This window comes from Rhodanobacter sp. UC4452_H20 (assembly GCF_052978205.1).
This window is the reverse complement of record NZ_CM129662.1, coordinates 3,234,915-3,248,764: the sequence shown is the minus strand read 5'-3', so window position 1 is coordinate 3,248,764 and position 13,850 is coordinate 3,234,915. Positions and strand designations below refer to the sequence as shown.

At 67.6% G+C, this 13,850-nt stretch carries 11 protein-coding genes; 8 read left to right on the top strand and 3 right to left on the bottom strand.

Annotated features, from left to right (window positions below; translation table 11 throughout):
- Positions 1-28: 28 nt before the first annotated feature.
- Both ACVCMC_RS15040 and ACVCMC_RS15035 read right to left on the bottom strand, forming a co-directional pair.
- Positions 29-2,059: an alpha/beta hydrolase family protein gene (locus ACVCMC_RS15040; protein ID WP_447097879.1), complete on the bottom strand. Its 2,031-nt coding sequence runs from the start codon at positions 2,057-2,059 to the stop codon at positions 29-31.
- Positions 2,060-2,222: 163 nt separating this feature from the next.
- Positions 2,223-3,254 (bottom strand): hypothetical protein, encoded by a 1,032-nt coding sequence (locus ACVCMC_RS15035; RefSeq protein WP_447097878.1) that lies wholly within the window; start codon positions 3,252-3,254, stop codon positions 2,223-2,225.
- A gap of 134 nt (positions 3,255-3,388) precedes the next feature.
- On the opposite strand from ACVCMC_RS15035, the gene ACVCMC_RS15030 reads away from it, so the two are divergent.
- The 6 genes from ACVCMC_RS15030 (at position 3,389) to ACVCMC_RS15005 (ending at position 10,603) form a co-directional block, all read left to right on the top strand.
- Positions 3,389-4,273, top strand: a complete 885-nt coding sequence (locus ACVCMC_RS15030; protein ID WP_395120449.1) for a 5'-nucleotidase, lipoprotein e(P4) family — start codon at positions 3,389-3,391, stop codon at positions 4,271-4,273.
- Between the two features lie 329 nt (positions 4,274-4,602).
- The gene (plsB, locus tag ACVCMC_RS15025) at positions 4,603-7,251 is read left to right on the top strand and encodes a glycerol-3-phosphate 1-O-acyltransferase PlsB (RefSeq protein ID WP_447097877.1); all 2,649 of its coding nucleotides are present in this window, start codon (positions 4,603-4,605) and stop codon (positions 7,249-7,251) included.
- A 31-nt stretch (positions 7,252-7,282) separates the two neighbouring features.
- Positions 7,283-8,632 (top strand): amidohydrolase family protein, encoded by a 1,350-nt coding sequence (locus tag ACVCMC_RS15020; RefSeq protein WP_447097876.1) that lies wholly within the window; start codon positions 7,283-7,285, stop codon positions 8,630-8,632.
- A 108-nt stretch (positions 8,633-8,740) separates the two neighbouring features.
- A complete protein-coding gene (gene ubiE / locus ACVCMC_RS15015; RefSeq protein ID WP_447097875.1) occupies positions 8,741-9,508 on the top strand; it encodes a bifunctional demethylmenaquinone methyltransferase/2-methoxy-6-polyprenyl-1,4-benzoquinol methylase UbiE in 768 nt (255 codons plus the stop codon).
- Positions 9,509-9,707: 199 nt separating this feature from the next.
- Positions 9,708-9,974, top strand: a complete 267-nt coding sequence (locus ACVCMC_RS15010) for a DUF2249 domain-containing protein (RefSeq protein WP_136259712.1) — start codon at positions 9,708-9,710, stop codon at positions 9,972-9,974.
- A complete protein-coding gene (locus ACVCMC_RS15005) occupies positions 9,974-10,603 on the top strand; it encodes a hypothetical protein (RefSeq protein ID WP_447097874.1) in 630 nt (209 codons plus the stop codon). Before ACVCMC_RS15010 ends, ACVCMC_RS15005 begins: the two co-directional genes overlap by 1 nt.
- Positions 10,604-10,619: 16 nt before the next feature.
- Here ACVCMC_RS15005 and ACVCMC_RS15000 read toward each other — a convergent pair whose 3' ends face one another.
- On the bottom strand, positions 10,620-11,549 hold the full coding sequence (locus ACVCMC_RS15000; RefSeq protein WP_395120458.1) for a DMT family transporter: 930 nt from the start codon (positions 11,547-11,549) through the stop codon (positions 10,620-10,622).
- Between the two features lie 103 nt (positions 11,550-11,652).
- On the opposite strand from ACVCMC_RS15000, the gene ACVCMC_RS14995 reads away from it, so the two are divergent.
- Both ACVCMC_RS14995 and ACVCMC_RS14990 read left to right on the top strand, forming a co-directional pair.
- Positions 11,653-12,180, top strand: coding sequence for an Lrp/AsnC family transcriptional regulator (locus ACVCMC_RS14995; RefSeq protein ID WP_395121273.1), 528 nt, complete (start codon positions 11,653-11,655; stop codon positions 12,178-12,180).
- Positions 12,181-12,275: 95 nt separating this feature from the next.
- Positions 12,276-13,844: a S10 family peptidase gene (locus ACVCMC_RS14990; protein ID WP_447097873.1), complete on the top strand. Its 1,569-nt coding sequence runs from the start codon at positions 12,276-12,278 to the stop codon at positions 13,842-13,844.
- Positions 13,845-13,850: the final 6 nt, after the last annotated feature.

Sequence of the window (13,850 nt, the reverse complement as noted above, 5' to 3'; positions counted from 1 at the left end):
GCCTCAACCGGCAGGCAAAAACGTTCGGCTAGCCTGAAATCTGCCCGCAATTCTTGCCCAGGAAATCCAGGATCAAGTTGAGGGTCTGCCGCTGCTGGCTCGGATACCAGGGCATGCTGTGCGGCATGTTCGGAATCCAGTGGAACTGGGCCGGCACGCGGTTCTTGACGGCCTCGTAGAACGGATGGGCGTGGATCGCCGGCGGAGTCCGCACATCACGGTCGCCGTCGAACAGCATGATGGGCAGGTGCGCCTTGTCCGCATTCTCCATGGGGTCCATGCCCTTCACGGTCTGGCCCTGCAGGATGCGCTGCAGGCGGTTGTCGCTCCAGGATGTGCCCAGCCGACCGAGATTGGCCACCGGCGCGCCGGCAATGGCGCATTGGTACGGCGACGGCGAACGCACGGTGGCGGCCACGGCCGCGAACCCGCCGTACGAGTACCCGAAGATCGCGATCTGGTTCTTGGCGGCAACACCCTGCGAGACAAGCCACGCAGCGCCGTCGTCGAGATCGTCGGACATCTTCAGGCCCCACTGCTTGTCGCCGGCCATCCAGAGCTCGCGACCGAGACCTTCCGAGCCGCGGTACTGCGGACGCAGCACGGCATAGCCGCGCGAGGTGAGCATCGGCACCCAGCCCGACGCGTCCCAACCCGTGTAATCCCGCGCCCATGGACCGCCGTGCGGCATGATGATCGCCTTCGCCGGCGCATCGCCCTGCTTCCAGCCGGCAGGCAGGTCGAGGATCGCGGGAATCTCGCGCCCGTCGCGCGCCTTGTAGGTCACCCAGCTTTCCTCGCCGGTCATGTCGTTGCTGATCCACGGGCGCGTGCTGCCGAGGTTGGCCACCTGCTTCTTGCCCAGCAGCAGATGGTAGGCCGGCGGATTGCTGGCGCTCTGCGTGGTGAACAGCACCTTGGCCAGATCGTCGGTGTAGCTGGCGATGTTTACCTGCTGGCCGGGGAAGGCCTGCTTGATCGAGTCCTGGATGGCTTTCAATTCCGGGTCGATGTAGACGACCTGGCGATACGGCCCATCGACGACGAAGCCCACGATCTGGTTGAAGTTGCTGGCCCGCGTGCTGAAAAGCAGGCCCCCGATGGAATAGTTCTTGTCGGCAAGGGCCGGTTCCGGGTCGTACTTCTGCGTCGCCGGGTCATACATGCGCACCTGCAGCTTGTCGGAAAACTGGTCGGTCAGGATGTAGAACTTGCCGGTCGCGTCGTCGAGGCCCTCCACCGTTACGGTGTAACGCTGGGAGAGCTTGGTGGTCAGCGCAGGCTGCAACTCGAACTGGCCGGTCTTGGCATTGAGCAGCAGCACGCGCTGTTCGTAATCGCCGCCGACGGGCTCGATCTCGGATTTGGCCAGCACCTTGCCGGTGCGGGAGTCGAAGAGCGAAGGCCGGGCGCGATTGCCGCCCTTGAACAGCAGTTCGCGCTCCTTGGTTTTCAGGTTGTAGAGGTAGTAGTTCGAGGTCCAGGTGACCTGGCTCAACTGGCTGATGATGACGCGATCCGGATCCAGCGGCAGCATGTTCACCAGATCCGACGTGCCGGCGATCTCCAGGCAGCGCTCGGTGTCCTTGCTGACGCCGACCCTGCGTGTGTCATTGGCAAAGGCTTCGCCGAAATTCTTCTGGTCGGCATCGGCCAGATAGGTCTTGACGACGAACGTCTTGGTGGCACCGGTGTCCTTGCCCTCGCCGCAACCGCCGAGGTGGCCGGTCCATTCCTGCCGGGCGATCGCCAGCAGCTTGTTCGCCTTCAGGGCATAGGCGGCAATGAACTTCATGTGGTCGCCCGACGGGGTCACCACCTTGGGGCCGGCGGACAGCGCGTCCGTATCCCACGTGGCCAGCGCCGTATCGTCCTTGTCGTTGGGCGAGGGAATCAGCCCGACCAGATGCTTGCCATCCGGACTCATCGATACCGATTGCAGTGCCGGCAAGCGGGCCAACGCCTCCACCGGAATCGGCTGGGCCGCGTGAGCCGACCCCAGACTCAATGCCGCTGCCAGCGCACCGCCAAGCAACGCCTGAAAAAACGTGTGTCGCATGTATTCAACTCCCCTGGAAATGACCGCCCCATACGGCCGTTGCGCCCGTGGGCGAATGGCTCTTGATCCCCGAAGATAGCAGGAACTTTGCGCTCGGCGAAGAAGCGGCGCGCACCGGCAGCGGACCGTCCGCCGTCCTGCTCGATTCATCCGTCGACCACCCTCACACCAACCCCCACGCTTCCAGTTCCAGTTTCAGGTAGGCGTAGTAGATCGGTGCGGCGATGACGCCCGGGAGGCCGAAGGCGGCTTCCATCAGCAGCATCGCCAACAGCAACTCCCAGGCACGGGCATGGATCTGGGTGCCGACGATGCGGGCGTTGAGGAAGTATTCGAGCTTGTGGATCAGGATCAGGAACGCCAGCGCGGCGATGCCCACGCTCAGCGACACCGACAGCCCGGCGATGGTGATGGCGGTGTTGGAAATGAGGTTGCCGATCACCGGCAGCAGGCCGACGATGAAGGTCGCCACCACCAGCGTCTTGGCCAGCGGCACGTGGACGCCGAGCAGCGGCAGCACGCCGAGCAGGAAGATCGCGGTGAACACGGTGTTGATCAGCGAGATCTTGATCTGCGCGAACACGATGTTGTGGAACCCCTGCGCCAGCCGCAGGCAGCGCAGGCTCAGTGCGGCCGCCAGCGGGCCGATCTGGTGCGCCGGCCGTGCGCGGCCGAGCGCCACGATCGCGCCCAGCACCAGGCCGATGAGGATGTGCACGAAAACCCGCACCGCACCCTTGCCGGCCAATTGCAGGGCACCGGCATGCTTGCGCGCCAGCTCGATCGCGCCCACGCGCAGGTCGTCGACGCTGTCGGGCAGGTTGTTGACCAGGGCCGGCGGCAATTGCTGGCGCGCCTTTTCCACCAGCGGCATCAATTGTTGCTGCCAGAGCAGCTCGGGGTTGCCGAGCTCGTGCCGGAACAGGCTGATCGCGCCGAGGATCAGCAACAGCAGCAGGCCGACCACGATGGCGCCCAGCACGGCCACCACCAGCAGTCGCGCGCGGTCGCCGGAAATGCGCCGGCCGAGCAGCGGCGCCATCGACTGCACCAGCTCGAACACCAGCAGGCCAGCGAGCAGGGCCGGCAGCAGGTGCAGGTCGATGACCAGCAGCAGGCCCACCGCAACCAGCAGGTAGCTGGCATAGCTGATGACGTTCGAGGGATCGCGCAAGGCGGGCTTGGGGAAATCCATGCGAGACGAAACCAGAGTGGGAGAGCAGGCAGTCTGTCAGCAGCCCGCGGCCGCTGCCAGCCCCGCCGAAACCGTCATGTGGCTGTCGTAAACTCGGGCGCCTGCCCACGTCGCCCCGCCCCAAGGATCTGCGCATGCCACTCCGTTTGCCCGCGAGCCTGCTCGCGTTCGCCCTGCTGGCCGGTTGTGCGGCCACCCCACTCCGCCATCCCGAGGTCGTCTCCTCTCCTGCCGCGCCCGCGACCGTCGCCGCCAACGACAACCTCAATGCCGTGGCGTGGACCCAGACCGCGATCGAGCACGACCTGATTTACCTGCAGACCTATCGCGATGCCGAAGCGGGCCTGCTGGCCGCCCTGCAGGACCAAGGCTGGGATGCACTGGCCAAGGACGACCGCGCCGCGCCGCTTCGCGGCCTCAAGCCGGCCGTGGTGCTGGACATCGACGAGACCGTGCTGGACAACTCGCCCTACCAGGCGCGCCTGGTAAAAAGCGGCGGCGAGTACAACGAGGCCGATTGGGCCGCCTGGTGCAAGGAGGAGGCCGCCCGCGCGCTGCCCGGCGCAGTCGCGTTCACCCGCTTCGCCGCCCGGCATGGCATCGCCGTCATCTACATCTCCAACCGCGCCAAGGATCTGGACCAGGCCACCCTGGCCAACCTGCGCAAGGCCGGCCTGCCGGTGTCCGGGCCGGAGGCCTTCCTCGGCCTGGGCACCTTCGTCGAAGGCTGCGAGCAGATCGGCACGGAGAAGGGTTGCCGGCGCCAGCTGGTCAGCCGCAAGTACCGCGTGCTGATGCAGTTCGGCGACCAGATCGGCGACTTCGTGACGGTACTGGCCAACAATGCCGCCGGTCGCCACCGCGCCATGGCGCCCTACATGGACTGGATCGGCCGGCGCTGGTTCGTGCTGCCCAACCCCACCTACGGGTCATGGGAACCGGCACTGTTCAACAATGACTGGAGCGCGCCACCGGCGGAACGCCGGCGACAGAAGATCGACGCGTTGCGCTCTGAATAATATTCGTCAACAAAATCATGGCTCTGCAAGACAAACGGCAAGTATTGCCTAAACTTTGACGAACCGATAACATTTGCTCCGCCAACGCCTGCCGGGGATTCCTTGCGGGCAAGGCCATTTCCCTTCCGGCTCTGCCGGATTGCCCCGTGAGGCCCTCGGCCCGCGGGGTTTTCTTTGACCTTCACGCCGCGATGCGGCACGAGGCTCGCCCACACCCCTTGCCGCCGTGGGCCGAGGAACCCCCGGCAAGCGGTCCGGATGGCCGCCCCCGCGGCGCCGCCGACCGCCATCGGCGCGGATTGGACGACGCGGCCGGGTAGAATGGCCCGATGCCGAATACCACAATGGTGGACTCCACCGTACGTCGCCGCGCCCCTTGGTGGTTCAACCTGGCCGGGCAGTTGCTGCAGCCCTGGGTGCGCATCCGCCGCGACCCCGCCGAGCCGGCGGCGCTGCTGCAACCGGGCGTGCCGGTGTGCTACGTGATCGAGCGCGACGGCTTCTCCGACGCGCTGATCCTGCAGCGCGCCTGCCGCGAGGCCGGCCTGCCCAACCCGATGCAGCCGCTGGCCGGCACCCGCCGGCGCCGCTCCGTGTTCGCCCTGACCCGCCGCGACGGCTGGCTGTTCGGGCGCAGCCGCAAGCGCGCCGCCGGGGAACCGCTGCGCCAGCTGGTGCGCTCGCTCGAGGGCGTGCCCGACCTGGACGTCCAGGTCGTGCCAGTGGCGATCTACGTCGGCCGCGCACCCAGCCGTGAGACCGGCTGGTTCCGCGTGCTGTTCTCGGAAAACTGGGTGATGGTCGGCCGCTTCGGCCGCCTGCTGGCGCTGCTGCTGAACGGGCGCGACACGGTGGTGCACTTCTCCGCGCCGGTATCGCTGCGCAGCGTGCTGGATGAATCCGGCGAGATCGGACCGGAGCGCTTCGCGCGCAAGATCGCGCGGGTGCTGCGCATCCACTTCCGGCGCATCCGCGCCGCGGTGATCGGGCCCGACCTGTCACACCGGCGCACCGTGGTCGACGCGGTGCTCGCGGCCGAGCCGGTGCGTGCGGCGATCGCCGCCAATGCCGCCAAGGAGAAGACCAGCCACGCCAAGGCCTGGCGCAAGGCGCACAAGATGCTGCTGGAGATCGCCGCCGACTATTCGCATCCGGTGGTGCGTTCGGCATCGTTCGTGCTGTCCAGTTTCTGGAACAAACTGTACGACGGCATCGCGATGCACCACTTCGACAAGGTCCGCGCGGTGGCGCCGGGTTACGAAGTGGTCTACGTGCCCAGCCACCGCAGCCACGCCGACTACCTGTTGATGAGCTACCAGTTGCACGTCTCCGGCGTGGTGGTGCCGCACATTGCCGCGGGGGTGAACCTCAACCTGCCGGTGATCGGGCCGATCCTGCGCCGCGGCGGCGCGTTCTTCATGCGCCGCAGCTTCACCGGCAACCCGCTGTACTCGGTGGTGTTCAAGGAATACATGGCGCAGCTGATCGACCGCGGCGTGCCGATCGAGTACTTCACCGAGGGCACCCGCTCGCGTACCGGGCGGCTGCTGTCGCCGCGCGGCGGATTGCTGTCGATGACCGTGCGCGCCTTCCTGCGCGCGCCGCGCCGGCCGGTGCTGTTCCAGCCGGTCTACATCGGTTACGAGAAACTGATGGAGGGCAACAGCTACATCGGCGAGCTCTCCGGCAAGCCGAAGGAGAAGGAATCCCTGCTCGGCCTGCTCAAGGGCCTGAAGGTGCTGCGCCAGCGCTACGGCCACGTGGCGCTGAACTTCGGCGAGCCGATCGAGCTGACCCCGCTGCTCGACGCCGCCAGCAGCGACTGGCGCAGCGCCGGGCTCGACCCGGAGGCGAAACCCGAGTGGCTCAATTCGGTGGTCAGCCAGCTGGCCGAGAAGATCCAGGTCAACATCAACCGCGCCGCCGACGTCAATCCGATCAACCTGCTGGCGCTGGCCCTGCTGGCCACGCCCAAGCACGCGATGGCCGAGAACGACCTGCTGATGCAGCTCGACCTTGGCAAGGCGCTGCTGGAGGAACTGCCGTACTCCGACCGCGTCACGCTGACTCCGATGAACCCGGCCGCGATCATCGCCTACGGCGAGCAGATGGGCTGGATCGAGCGGGTGCAGCACCCGCTGGGCGACGTGCTCACCGTCAGCGGCGAAAAGGCCGTGCTGCTGAGCTATTTCCGCAACAACGTGCTGCACCTGATGGCCAGCGCGGCATGGGTCGCCTGCTGCTTCCTCAACAACCGGCGCATGTCGCGTGACGCGATCCTGCGCCTGGGCGGCATCGTGTATCCGTTCATCCAGGGCGAACTGTTCCTGCCGTGGGATGAGGACGGCTTCAAGGAGCAGCTGAAGGCGACGATCGACTTCCTGGTGCGCCGCGGCCTGCTCGAATCCACCAACCATGGCCGCTCGCTGGAACGCAGCGCCGGTCAGGAAGACAGCGCCTTCCAGCTGCGGGTGATCGCGCGCAGCCTGATCCAGGCGTTCGAGCGCTACTACATCACCATCGCGGCGCTGGCCAAGAATGGCCCGCACACGCTGACCGGCGGCGAGCTGGAGAACGCCTGCACGCTCACCGCGCAGCGACTGGGCCTGCTCAACGAGCTGTCCGCACCGGAGTTCTTCGACAAGGCGCTGTTCCGCGGCTTCATCCAGAAATTGCGCGAACGCAAGGTGGTATGGACCGACGAGAACGGCAAGCTCGACTACGACCGCGCGCTGGAGGATCTGGTGCGCGACGCCCGCGTGATCCTGTCGCGCGAGGTGCGCCACTCGATCCTGAAGATCACGCCGGGCGGCGATCGCGAGCCGGCCGCGGCGCTGCCCGGTGACGCGTCGGCATCCGACCTGCACCAGCGCCACGTGGATACCGAGCAGCAGGAACACGAGCGGCGCACCGGCATCGACCGCCGCCAGGGCGACGCTGCAACACAGGAGCCCGCGCGCCGCGAAGGCGCCGAGTAGGATCAGCACACTGTCACCCGGGGGAACCACCATGACCACGACTCGCCACCTGTTGTTCGCCGCCCTCGTGGCATGTCTCCCTCTGGCTGCCGGCGCCGACGCGCCGGCCCGCGCCGATGCCGGCGACCACCGCGTCAGCGTGATCGAATGCGCGCGCCTGCTCGACCCGGCCGCCGGCAAGATGCTGGGCCAGACCACGCTGGTAGTGGAGGACGGCCGCATCAAGGAGATCCATCCCGGCACCGTCGACATCGCGCCGTACCGCCAGGCCGCCGGCACGGTGGGCTTCACCCGGCTGGCCGATGCCACCTGCATGCCGGGGCTGATCGACTCGCACACGCACCTGACGATGCAGTTCAGCAAGAGCACCTACAGCGACAAGTTCCGCCTCAATCCGGCCGACCACGCCATCCGCGGCACCGTCTACGCCAAACGCACCCTGCTCGCCGGCTTCACCACGGTGCGCAACCTCGGCGACGACGACAATGCCTCGCTCGCGCTGCGCAACGCGATCAACGCCGGCCTGGTGCCCGGCCCGCACATCTTCAGCGCCGGCAAGTTCATCGGCACCACCGGCGGCCACGCCGACCCCACCAATGGCTTCCGCTGGAACCTGCAGGGCGACCCCGGTCCCAAGGATGGCATCATCAACTCGCCCGCCGACGCGTGGAAGGCCGTGCGCCAGCACTACAAGGACGGCGCCGACCTGATCAAGATCATGCCCTCCGGCGGTGTGCTGGACGAAAGCTCCAGCTCCGAAAACCCGCAGATGACGCTGGAGGAAATCCAGGCCGTGGTCGCCGCTGCGCACGACTACGGCTTCACCGTGGCCGCGCACGCGCATGGCGCCGAGGCGATCCGTCGCGCGGTGCTGGGCGGCGTCGATTCGATCGAGCACGGCACCTTCATGGATGCCGAGGACATGAAACTGATGAAGGCGCACGGCACCTGGTACGTGCCCACCATCATCGCCGGCCAGTACGTGATGGAGAAGGCGCGCGAGGGCTGGTATCCGCCGCAGGTCGCGCGCAAGGCCGAGGAAGTCGGCCCGGTGATCATGGCCACCGCCGGCAAGGCGTACAAGGCCGGCGTGAAGATCGCCTTCGGCACCGACTCCGGCGTGTTCCCGCACGGCGACAACGCGAAGGAGTTCGCCTACATGGTGCAAGCCGGCATGCCGCCGATGTTCGCCCTGCAGGCGGCCACCACCCACGCCGCCGAACTGCTGCACAAGTCCGACCAGCTCGGCCGCATCGCGGTCGGCCGCGGCGCCGACGTGATCGCCGTACCCGGCAATCCGCTCGATGACATCACCGTCATGCAGCACGTCGAGTTCGTGATGAAGGACGGCGTGATCTACAAGCAGGGCCCGCTTCAATAAAATGACCTCGCTCCCTGCGTTTGCCCCCTCTCCCCGAGGGGGAGAGGAGGCGAAGGCAAAAGGCGCGCTGATCTTATTGAGGCCAAGGCTTGCTGTAGCATTGCAGGGATGAACGAGCAGCCGAAGTCCCCGCCCGCATCCACCACCCACTTCGGCTTCCGCGACGTGCCGGTGGGCGAGAAACAGAGGCTGGTCGGTCAGGTGTTCACCTCGGTCGCACGCAGCTACGACCTGATGAACGACCTGATGTCGTTCGGCACGCACCGGTTATGGAAGCGCCATTTCGTGGCGACCAGCGGCGTGCGCCGCGGCGACCGCGTGCTGGACCTGGCCGGCGGCACCGGCGACATCGCCGCGCTGCTCCATCCGGTAGTGGGCGAGACGGGCGAGGTGGTAGTCGGCGACATCAACGCAGCCATGCTCGACGTCGGCCGCGACCGGCTCACCGACCGCGGCCTGGTCGCCAGCCTGCGCTGGGCCCAGCTCAACGCCGAACGGCTGCCCTTCCCCGACAACTCCTTCGACGCGGTGACCATGGCCTTTGGCCTGCGCAACGTCACCGACAAGGATCAGGCGCTGGCCGACATCTGCCGCGTGCTCAAGCCCGGCGGCCGGCTGCTGGTGCTGGAGTTCTCGAAAGTGCAGAGCGAGGCGTTCGGCAAGCTCTACGACTTCCACTCCTTCAAGGTCCTGCCGCGTCTGGGCCAGCTGTTCGCCGGTGATGCCGACAGCTACCGGTACCTGGCCGAATCGATCCGCAAGCACCCGGACCAGCAGACGCTCAAGGGCATGATGGAGCGCGCCGGCTTCGGCAAGGTCGAGGTGCGCAACCTGACCAACGGCATCGTGGCGATCCACCGCGCGTACAAGTTCTGAGAAGCAGTCAAGCAAGTGACTGCTCATGCGAGCGAGTCCGGGCCTGTACCGGACTCGCGATGGAAGAAAACCCCAGGAAGTGGTTTTTTTCGCCGGCTCTGAGCATCGCGCGCCACGGGGTTTGCGCCTGATCCAGGTCAGTGGCCGATGGCCATCGACGGCGTATGTTGGGGCGGTCTTTCCCACCATGAGTCCCGTCATGCCCCTCGATATCGAGACCGAGCCCAACACCCACCTGTTCGATGCCCGCGGCGTGGCCCGCCGTTTCCGCCATTCCGCGATCTTCGGCGCGATCGGCGTGCTGCGTTCGGGCGAAACCATGCGCTTCGTCAACGACCACGACCCGCTGCCGCTGATCGCGCAGTTGCGTGATCGCCTCGGCGACAACCTCACCGTGGCCTACCGCCAGCGCGAGCCCGGTGCCATCGTGATCGACTTCGGCATCACCGGCTTGCCGGACGAGTGATGGGCACCCCGGCTTTCTTCGACCAGGCGCCGCCGATCCCGATGCGCGATCCGCTGGCGGCGTTCCTCGGCGCCGCCGACGACGGCCTGCTCGACTACCGCTACATCGACGCGGTGCGCCTGGCCGGGCACTCCTGCCCCACCGTCGCCGGTGCCTACCTGATGGCGCGCGCCGCGTTGCGGGCGTTGTATCCCGACGGCCCCGCCGAGCGCGGCGGCGTCGAGGTGCTGATCCCGGGGCCGGAGAGCGAGGGCGTCAACGGCGTGATCGGCCAGGTATTCACCCTGATCACCGGGGCGGCCGGCGCCAACGGCTTCCACGGCATCGCCGGACACTACGCGCGCCAGTCGCTGCTGAGCTACGCCGACACGGCCGAGCACGCCGCCGTGCGGGTCCGCCGGCGCGACACCGGCGCGAGCGTGGCGGTGGAGCTGGATCTCTCGAGCGTGCCCGCACCCGCCAACCTGCGTCCGCTGCTCGGCGGCGCACTCGATCCGGCGGCCAGCGCGGAACAGCGCGCGGCATTCGGTCGGGCATGGCAGGAGCGCGTGCAATGCCTGCTGCTGGAACACGCCGATGACCCGGACGTGATCCGGCTGACCCGGCTCGACCACCCACCGATGCACTGAAGCGCGCCGGTCGTCCTCACGACTGCTCGCACGAGGACACCGGCAGCGCCGGGCTGGCTGCCGGCGGCGCTGGCCGCCGCCGTGCGTTGGCCAGCACCACGCCGCCGATGGTGATCGCACCACCGACCAGCACCAGCACCTCGGGAACCTCGTGCAGCCACAGCCAGCCGATCAGCAGCGCGATCGGCGGCGACAGGTAGATGAAGCTGCTGACCTGCGAGGCCGATGAGCGGTTCACCGCCAGATTCCAGGCCAGGTAACCGACGAAGGTCGGCGCGATGCCCAGCCAAAGCAGCGCGCCGATGTGCGGCCACGAGGCCGCTGCCAGCGCCTGCGGCAGATGCCAGCCGAACGGCAACGCGCCGAGCGTGCCGGCGAACATCGCGAACGCGGTGACCCCGACCATGCTGCTGCGCGAGAACAGCGCCTTCTGGCCGACGAAGAAGACCGCCGAGACGGCCACGCACACCAGCACCAGCAAGGCGTGCGGATCGACCTCCACGCGCTGTCCGCTGGCGAATACCACCAGCACCGTGCCGAGCAGGGCCACCGCCAGCCCGAGCCACGTGCGTGCGGCCAGCCGTTCGCCGATCCACAGCGCCGACACCGCCGCCGTGGCCGCCGGCACCAGCGAGATCAGGATCGAGGCGGTGCCGCTGGCGATGCGCGTCTCGGCGTAGTTCAGGCACAGGTGATACACGGTCAGGCCAAGCACGCCGAGCAGGGCCAGTTGCGGCCAGTCGCGCAGCGCCGGCAATGGCACGCGCCTGATCCAAAGCAGCACGGCGAAGCACAGCGAGCCGATCAGCAGCCGCGCGAACGCCACCTCGCCCGGCGTGAACGCGGGCAATGCATAGGCGATCGCGGCATACGCCGACGACCAGGTGAGCAGGGCGATCGCGATGGCGAGCAGGGCACGGCCATCGAGACGTTGAGCGGTATCCATGGGGGGATTCTCCGGCGGGGAAGCGCGCATCCTAGTCCTGGCGATGGCGCCGGTGAATAATGCATCGCGGCGGAATCGCGATGTTTCGCCGCTGATCGAAATGATGAAAGAGGTTGTCACCTTGGAATCGAAACCGACCGATGGCCGATCCGCACTGGACGGCAAGGACTGGCAATTGCTGGAGGCGCTGCAGCGCGATGCGCGACTCGGTTTCGCCGAACTCGGCCGGCTGGTGCGCCTGTCCGCGCCCGCAGTGGCCGAACGGGTGCGGCGACTGGAGGATGCCGGCGTGATCAGCGGCTACCACGCCACGGTCAACCCGCGCCGGCTCGGTTATGCGCTGAGCGCGATGGTGCGCCTGCGCTGCGACGGGGCCACCTGCGCGCGCATCGGCAGCCTGGTCGAGGACATTCCCGAGGTGCTCGAATGCCGCCGCCTGGCCGGCGAGGACTCGGCCCTGCTGCACGTGGTGGCGATGTCCACCGGGCACCTGGAGTCGGTGCTCGACCGCCTGCTCAAGACCGGCGCCAGCAACAGCACCACCACCCTGATCGTGCTGCAGACGCCGCACGAGAACCGGCCCCTGACCCGCGCGATGTGGAACGCGGCGATGGCGATGTCGGGCGACTGATCCACCGGTCGCGCGGGGCGACCAGTACTTTTGTCACGGTCGCGCATCGACACGGCGTCGCATACTCGAACGCTGCTCGAACTCAGGGGAACCCCATGCGCCGCCTCGCTTCGCTATTGCTGGCCAGTGCCATCGCGCTCGCCGGCCTGCCCGCCGCCCATGCCGCCGACGCGGCGCCGGCCAACGCGTCATCCAGCGCCACCCATGACAGCACCGATCCGCGCATCCCCGCCCATGAAACGGCGGTGCGCACGCAGCACAGCGTCGCCATCGGCGGGCGCACGATCAGGTACACCGCCACCGCCGGCACGGTGATCATCCGCGACGACAAGCAGCAGCCGCAGGCCAGCGTGTTCTACGTCGCCTACACCGTCGACGACGGCAAGCCCTCGCAGCGCCCGCTGACCTTCCTCTACAACGGCGGCCCGGGTTCCTCCAGCGTGTGGCTGCACATGGGCTCGCTCGGCCCGGTGCGCATCGAGACGGCCAGCCCGCAGGCCACCGCGCCGGCGCCGTACCACCTGGTGGCCAACGGCGACAGCCTGCTCGACAAGACCGACCTGGTCTTCATCGACGCCGTCGGCGCCGGTTATTCGCGCCCGCTGGGCAAGGCCACCGGCAAGGACTTCTGGGGCGTGGACCAGGACATTTCCGCCTTCAGCCGCGCGATCGAGCGCTACGTCACGCTCAACCGGCGCTGGAACTCGCCCAAGTTCCTGTACGGCGAGAGCTACGGCACCACCCGGTCGGCCGCGCTGGTCGACGCGCTGCAGGACAAGGGCATGGCCTTCAACGGCGTGATCCTGATGTCCTCGATCCTCAACTACGCGATCCGCATGCCGGGCTACGACGAGAGCTACGTCGGCTACCTGCCCAGCTTCGCCGCCGCCGCGTGGTACCACGACAAAGTGCCTTCCAAGAGCGGCCAGAACAAGCCGGCCGAGCTGAAGGCCTTCGTCGACCAGGCCCGCGCCTGGGCGCGTGGCCCGTACGCCTCCGCGCTGGCACTGGGGCAGGATCTGCCCGCCGCACAGTTCGACGCGATCGCCACGCAGATGGCCGGCTTCACCGGCCTGCCGGTGCAATACATCAAGCAGGCGAACCTGCGCGTGAGCCCCAGCCGCTTCCGCAAGGAACTGCTGCGCGACCAGCGTCTCATCCTGGGCCGCTACGACGCCCGCTTCACCGGCACCGACCCCGATGCCGCCGGCGAAACGCCGGAGTACGACCCCTCCGACACCGGCATCAGCGGCGCCTTCGTCAGCGCCTTCCACGACTATCTTGCCGACCAGCTCGACTACCCGAGCCAGCTCGACTACCGCCCCACCTACGGCAAGATCATCCAGGGCTGGGACTGGAAGCACGCCGTCCCGGGCATGCGCCGCGCGCTGCCGCTGCCGTACGTGGCCGGCGACCTGGCGCACGCGATGCGCACCAATCCGAACCTCAAGGTGCTCTCGCTCAACGGTTACTACGATTTCGCCACGCCGTTCTTCATCACCGAGTACGACCTGGCGCACATGAACCTGGACCCTTCGCTGCGCGGCAATCTGTCGTTCGCTTACTACCCTTCCGGGCACATGATCTATCTCAACACCGAGGCGCTGCAGCAGCTCAAGCACGATCTCGCCCGCTTCTACGACCTTGCCGCGCCGCAGCGCTGATACGGA